Genomic DNA, 6,984 nt, shown 5'->3' with positions numbered 1-6,984 from the left:
CGATTCCGGCGTGGTGCCCGTCATCAACACCGGCATCGCGCATCGCGAGCCCGGCATCGGCCAGGTCGGTGCCGGCGTCGTCAAGGCGCCGCTAGCGTGCTTCCAGCAGGCGATCGTCGCGATCGCCAAGGATTTGGGTGTGTCATGAACGTCGTCGTCCTGAACGAGGTCCGCAAGGGATTCTATCTCGACTCGGTCGCGTTGATGCGGCTGTCGCGCGAGGTGGCCGGCTCGCCCGGCGTGATCGAGGCGGCGTTGATGATGGGAACGCCGTCGAACGCGGCGATCATGCGCAATGCGGGGTTGCTGGAGGAGGCCACTGCGGTAAAGGGCAACGACCTCGTGATCGCGGTCAAGGCCGAGTCCGAGTCCGCCGCGCGCGAAGCCCTCGACAATGCGATCAAGTCGCTCGACAAGCCGAAGACCCAGGGCGAGACGCAGGCCGCCTGGCGGCCGCACTCGATTGCCGCCGCGGTCAAGGCCAGGCCGGAGATCAATCTTGCGCTGATCTCCGTGCCCGGCGAGTTCGCCGCCGCGGAGGCTCGCAAGGCGCTCAATCGTGGCCTGCACGTGCTGATGTTCAGCGACAACGTGTCCCTCGAGGACGAGCTGTCGCTCAAGCAGCAGGCGCGGGCGGCCGGCCTGCTGATGATGGGACCGGATTGCGGAACGGCCGTGATCGGCGGCGCGCCGCTGGCGTTCGCCAACAAGCTCACGCGCGGCAGGATCGGCATCATCGGCGCGTCGGGGACCGGAACGCAGGAGATCTCGTGCCTGATCTCGGAAGCCGGCGCGGGGATCTCCCACGCCATCGGGGTCGGCGGGCGCGATCTGAAGAAGGATATCGGCGGCATCACCACGCTGATGGCGATCGATGCATTCGATGCCGATCCGGAAACCGACCACGTGGTGCTGATCTCGAAGCCGCCGCATCCCGATGTCGCCAAGGCCGTCCTCGAGCGGATCGGCAGAAGCACGAAGTCGTACACCGTGTGCTTCATCGGTGCGTCGGAGGTCCAGCTCCCGCCGAACGCCCGCTTCTCGCCGACGCTGAAAGGCGCCGCGGAGCTGGCGCTGGGACACAAGCAGATCGGCGCAGGCTTCGACGCGAACGCTGTCGCGTCAGGGCTTCCCCGCAACGGTCGGGGCGGCATCGAGGGCTTGTTCGCCGGCGGTACGTTGTGCGCCGAAGCCCAGGTGATCCTCGCTGCTGCGGGCCGGAAGGTGGCGTCGAACGCCGCGATCCCCGGCGCGCTCAAGCTCGGCGTCGAGCCGAGTGGCGGACGGGATCGCCTGATCGACCTCGGCGACGATGAATACACCCGCGGCCGGCCGCATCCGATGATCGATCCGTCGGTGCGTGACGATGCGCTGCGCGCCGCGCTCAAGAACCGCGATCTCTCGGTGATCCTGCTCGATCTCGTGCTCGGCTATGGCGCACACGCCGATCCCGCCGAGCATCTGACCAGGATCGTCGCCGATCGCGGGCGGGATGCGCCGGCCTTGGTCGCATCCGTCGTCGGCACGGAGCAGGATCCGCAAGGGCGCTCCGCGCAGGTCAGGAAACTCGAGCAGGCCGGAATCCTCGTTGCTCCGTCGAATGCGCAGGCCTGCGAGCTTGCGGTCGCCATCGTCCAGAATGCCGGGAGGTAAGGAAATGCGTACACTCAATGACGTGCCGCGTCGCCTGGTGGTCGCGATCGGCGGCAATGCGGTTCACCCCGAGGATATCAGGGGCACCTCCCAGGAGCAGAAGTCGGTCGCGCAGATCACCGCGGAGGCGCTGTTGCCGCTGGCGCAGCTCGACAACGAGCTGGTCATCACCCATGGCAACGGCCCGGTGGTCGGCAAGATCATGATGCGCCAGATGCTGACGATGAGCCGGATTCCGCCGATGGACATGGATATCTGCGTCGCGCACAGCCAGGGCGGCATCGGCTATCTCCTGATGCAGGCGATCGAGAATGCGCTGCGCGAACGGGGTAACCAGCGGCATGTGGCAAGCCTGCTGACCCAGGTCGAGGTGGACAGGGACGATCCCGCGTTCAAGAATCCGACCAAGTTCGTCGGACCGTTCTTCTCCGAGGACGAGGCCAAGAAGATCAGCGCCGAGCTCAATTGGGCGATGCGTGAGGATTCCGGGCGCGGCTGGCGTCATGTCGTGCCGTCGCCGAAGCCCAAGCACGTCTGCGACATCTCGCTGGTCGACGCATTGGTCAAGCGAGGGACGATCGTCATCGCGGGAGGCGGCGGCGGCGTTCCCGTGGTCCGTGATGCGAAGGGCGTGCGCACCGGCGTGCCGGCGGTGATCGACAAGGATCTGACATCCGCTCACATCGCGAATGTGCTGGGCATCGAAGAGTTGCTGATCCTGACCGCGGTCCCGCGCGTCGCGGTGAATTTCGGCAAGCCGAACAAGCGGGACCTGGATCAGGTCAGCCTCGAGGAGATCAAGGCTTACCACCGCGAAGGACATTTTCCTCCCGGAAGCATGGGACCCAAGGTCGATGCGGCGATCCGGTTTCTCGAGGGCGGTGGCAAGCGGGCGATCATCAGTCACCTCGATTGCGCCATGGCGGCGCTGCGGGGCGAGACCGGGACGCACGTCGTTCAATAACCACGGGGATTGGCGCATCGGCGGGATATCCAGCCGCGCCAATCCGTACCGAGTGTCGAGCAAGACAGCGGTTCGACCTTCATGACCGCAATGACGCCCGCGCTCACCGAGCAGAAGCAGTTGAGACGCCGGATCGGCGCCTCGACCGATCAGGCAATCGAGCTGGCCGCCGGCTGAAGCTCAAGCACAAGACCAACAAGCAGCCTGCGGGATTCAAGGGAACGACAGGGCCATGGCCATCCAATCCAGCATTAAGGCGAACCTGTACAAGGATTCCGTGTCGTTGATGCGGATCTCGCAGGTCACGGTTGCGCGGACCGGCGTGCAGCGGGTCACGCTGCTGATGGGAACGCGCAGCAACAAGGAATTCCTGCAGCAGGCCGGGCTGATGAGTCCGGCGCTCGAGGGCGCCAGGCCTGGCGATATCATGATCGTTGTGGCGGACGATGCGCCGGAAAAGCGCGCAGCCGCGGAGCAGGAGATCCACTCCCTGATCGTCGGCGAAGAGCCGAAGGGCGGATCGGCCGAAGCGGCCGCGGAAGCGGCGCCGCGCTCGATCTCCCGCGGCGTCGCGATTGCCGATCATGCCGACCTCGCATTGATCTCGGTGCCGGGCCCCTACGCCGCGGCCGAAGCGTTGAAGGCGCTGCGGCGGGGTCTGAACGTGTTGCTGTTCAGCGACAACGTGCCGATCGAACAGGAGCAGGCCATCAAGCGCGTCGCGGCGCAAAAGGGTCTGCTGGTGATGGGCCCGGATTGCGGCACCGCGATCATCAACGGCGTGCCGCTCGGATTTGCCAACGTCGTTCGGCGGGGCCCGATCGGGCTCGTCGGCGCATCGGGCACCGGTCTGCAGGAAGTGATGTGCCAGATCCATCGTCATGGCCTGGGCATCTCGCAGGCCATCGGCACCGGCAGCCACGACGTATCGAGCGAGGTCGGCGGCATCACGATGTTGCAGGGCCTGGATCTGTTGGCCGCGGATGCGCAGACAAAGGTTGTCGCCATCGTCTCCAAGCCCCCTGCACGCGATGTGCAAAAGCGGGTGATCGAGCGCGCCGGCGCGATCGGAAAGCCGGTCGTGATCTGCTTCCTCGGTGGCGAGCCGGCCGCATCGGCCGGCAACGTTCACCGCACGTCGTCGCTCGAGGAGACGGCGCGGCAGGCCGTCGCGCTTGCGGGAGCGCGCCAACCCGGGAGTGACGAGCAGTCGATCGAGGCGTTGGCGACGCGGATTTGTGCGTCGCTGGCGCCGACGCAGCGCTATCTGCGCGGGCTCTACTCCGGCGGCACGTTCTGCTCGGAAGCCCAGACCATTTGGCGCGCGGCGGGCATTCGTGCCCGGTCGAACGCGCCGCTAGCCGAGGCGGACCGTCTGGCCGATGTGGAAGCGAGCCAAGGACACACCGCGATCGATCTCGGCAGTGATGAATTCACGGTGGGCCGTCCGCATCCGATGATCGATTATGGCGTGCGGGTCGAACGGCTACTGAAGGAAGCGGACGATCCGACAGTTGCCTGCATCGTCCTGGACGTCGTACTCGGCTACGGCAGCCATCCCAATCCGGCAGAGATCCTGGCTCCGGCGATCCGCCGGGCGAAGGCCGCCGCGCCCGGGCAGGGGCGGGAGCTTCCGGTGATCTGCTTCGTCTGCGGCACGGATGCGGATCCGCAGGCCTACGAGACCCAGAAAGCCATGCTGGCGGACGCCGGCGCGGAGCTTGTCGGCAGCAGTACGGGCGCAGCCCGTGCCGCGCAAGCCATCGCGAGCCGCATGGAAGCGGACGACAACGCCACGGGGCGTCGCGTGATGCAAGGTGGAGAACGATGATGAACGCAGCCCCTTCCGCGCTCCAGAACAAGACATCCGTCATCAGCCTCGGCGCCTCCGACCTCGATCGCGGCGTCGAAAGCAGCGGTGCGCCGCTGGTGCGTCTGCAGTGGCAGCCGGTCGGCGACGGAAGTCCCGAGGTCGCCTGGAGCCTCGCGCAGCTGGTTAGCGATACCACAGATGCCGATTGCCTGGGATCGCGGATCGATCGCGCCAATGCCGAAGTGCTTGAGCGTATCCTGACCGCGCAGCCGGTATGGGTCGACATCGCGGCACATGCATCCGAGGTCTGGCCGGACATGGGCCGGACGCTGCTCCATGCCGGTCCGCCGATCGCCTTGAACGACATGTGCGGCCCGATGAAGGGCGCGGTGGTCGGCGCAATCCTCTACGAGAACTGGGCGACGACCCCGCGAGAGGCCGAGCAACTCGCCGCGTCCGGCGGCATCCGCTTCGCGCCGTGCCATGAATTCGGCGCGGTCGGGCCGATGACCGGGATCATCTCGCCCTCGATGCCGCTCTTTGTGGTGCAGAACAAGACCTCCGGCAACCGCGCCTATGCGCCGATGATGGAATCCGGCGGCGCCAAGACGTTGCGTTTCGGCGCATTCGCGCCCGAGGTGATCGAAGGGCTCAAGCTCATCGAGACTGTGCTGGCGCCATGTCTGAAGGCCGCGGTCGCCGGCATCGACGGCGGGTTGCCGTTGAAGCCGCTGATGTCGCAGTCGCTGCACATGGGCGACGACGTCCACAACCGCAACACGGCTGCAACCCTGCTGCTGTATCGCGCCGTCACGGAATCGCTGCTCAAGTCCTCGATCTCGCGCGATCTGGTTCACGAGACGCTGCGGACGATCGGGGCCGACGACATGTTCTTCCTGAGCCTTTCGATGGCGGCGTGCAAGGCGACCATGGATGCGGCGCATGGCGTGCCGTTCAGCAGCATCGTCACGGCGATGGCGCGCAACGGGGTAAATGTCGGCATCAGGGTCAGCGGACTGGACGGGCAATGGTTCGTCGGTCCGGCCGACATCCCGGTCGGCCTGTTCCTGCCCGGTTTCAGCGAGGCCGATGCCAATCCCGATATCGGCGACAGCGCGATCACCGAGACCGCGGGGCTCGGCGCGTTTGCGATGGCCGCGGCTCCCGCGATGGTGCAGTTCGTCGGCGGCACGCCGCAGGACGCCCTGCGTTATTCGCGCGAGATGGCGCACGTCACCATCGGCCGCAATCCAGGCTTCACTTTGCCGATGCTCGACTTTATCGGAGCTCCGGTCGGCATCGACGTCCGCAAGGTCGTGGACGAGAGCATGCGGCCGGTCATCAACACCGCAACGGCGCACAAGGAGCCGGGCATGGGGATCATCGGCGCCGGCGTCGTACAGGCCCCGATGAAGTGCTTCGTCGATGCCGTCGGCGCGCTGGCGGCGGCGGCCGCGAGGTGACGCTGCTTCGATTCTAAGGACGACGGCGCGGCCGCGCCGCCGATACAGAAAATGCCGCAACAAAGAGTGCGGCGACACCGGGAACGAACAGGAGGAAACACATGAACGCTACCCGTCGTGCATTTCTGCAAACTGGCCTGCTCTCGGCAGCCTTTATCGGTTCATCTGGCCGGCTCGCCTTCGCCGAAGATGCGGCGAAGCCGCTTCGCATCGGCATTCTCATTCCGGGGTCGCGGGCCGACCATGGCTGGATGGAGTCGGCCTACAACGGCATGAAGGCGGCCGAGCAGCGTCACGGCAACAAGGTCGTGATCACCTCGATCGAGAACGTCAAGTTCGCCGACATGGAGCAGGCGCTCGTCACGCTCGCGACCAAGAACGACATGGTGATCGGCGCCGCGGGGCAGACCCAGGCATCGGTGCTCAAGGTCGCCAAGCGCTTCCCGAAGGTGAAGTTCTCCATCGTCGGCCCGACCGGACAGCCGACCGAAAACGTCGCGCAATACGACGTGCTGCAGGCACAGATCGGCTTCATTGCCGGCGCGGTCGCCGCGATGATGTCGAAGAACGGCGCGGTGAGCTATGTCGGCGGCCTTGAAATTCCGGCCATCGTCAACACCGGAACGGAATTTACGAACGGCGCCAAGTACGTCAAGCCGGATACCAAATGCTTCGTGACCTACACCGGCGACTTTGACGATGTCGCCAAGGCGAAGGAAGCAACCCTTGCCGCGATCGCGCAGGGCGCCGACGTCCACTACAACATCCTCAATCTCGGCGTGCGCGGCATGGAGCAGGCGGCGCGCGAGAAAGGCACCAAGATGATCGGGAGCTATACCAATTACTGCTCCGACAACAACCCGCTCTACATCGCCTACACGGTGAGCGGCATCGGGTTCATGGTCGAATATGCCATCGACCAGGCCGTCGCCGGAACGTGGCACCCGGAATACAAGCAGTTCGGCCTCGCCATGGGGCCCCGTTCGGCGGACATCGAGATCTGCTCCGGGGCAACGCCCGAGATCCAGGCCAAGATCAAGGAGCTGAAGGACGACCTGCTGTCGAACAAGATCAAAGTCAAGGTAGGCTGA

Annotated in this window: 5 protein-coding genes; all 5 read left to right on the top strand. The window is 65.8% G+C overall.

Going from position 1 to position 6,984, the window contains the following annotated elements; all coding sequences use genetic code 11:
* Positions 1-144 precede the first annotated feature (144 nt).
* On the top strand, positions 145-1,653 hold the full coding sequence (fdrA, locus tag QMZ05_RS09420) for an acyl-CoA synthetase FdrA (RefSeq protein WP_353700507.1): 1,509 nt from the start codon (positions 145-147) through the stop codon (positions 1,651-1,653).
* 4 nt (positions 1,654-1,657) lie between these two features.
* The gene (arcC, locus tag QMZ05_RS09415; RefSeq protein ID WP_353700506.1) at positions 1,658-2,617 is read left to right on the top strand and encodes a carbamate kinase; all 960 of its coding nucleotides are present in this window, start codon (positions 1,658-1,660) and stop codon (positions 2,615-2,617) included.
* 232 nt (positions 2,618-2,849) lie between these two features.
* Complete coding sequence (gene fdrA, locus QMZ05_RS09410; protein ID WP_353700505.1) at positions 2,850-4,448, top strand: acyl-CoA synthetase FdrA; 1,599 nt, start codon at positions 2,850-2,852, stop codon at positions 4,446-4,448.
* A complete protein-coding gene (locus QMZ05_RS09405; RefSeq protein WP_353700504.1) occupies positions 4,448-5,893 on the top strand; it encodes a DUF1116 domain-containing protein in 1,446 nt (481 codons plus the stop codon). The genes fdrA (QMZ05_RS09410) and QMZ05_RS09405 overlap by 1 nt, the downstream gene beginning before the upstream one ends.
* A gap of 101 nt (positions 5,894-5,994) precedes the next feature.
* A complete protein-coding gene (locus tag QMZ05_RS09400; protein ID WP_353700503.1) occupies positions 5,995-6,984 on the top strand; it encodes a BMP family protein in 990 nt (329 codons plus the stop codon).

The organism is Bradyrhizobium sp. INPA03-11B (assembly GCF_040446015.1).
In the GTDB taxonomy this organism is placed as follows: Bacteria; Pseudomonadota; Alphaproteobacteria; order Rhizobiales; family Xanthobacteraceae; genus Bradyrhizobium; species Bradyrhizobium macuxiense_A.
Note: the sequence above shows the minus strand (reverse complement) of the source record. Positions and strands in the feature narration are given on the sequence as shown.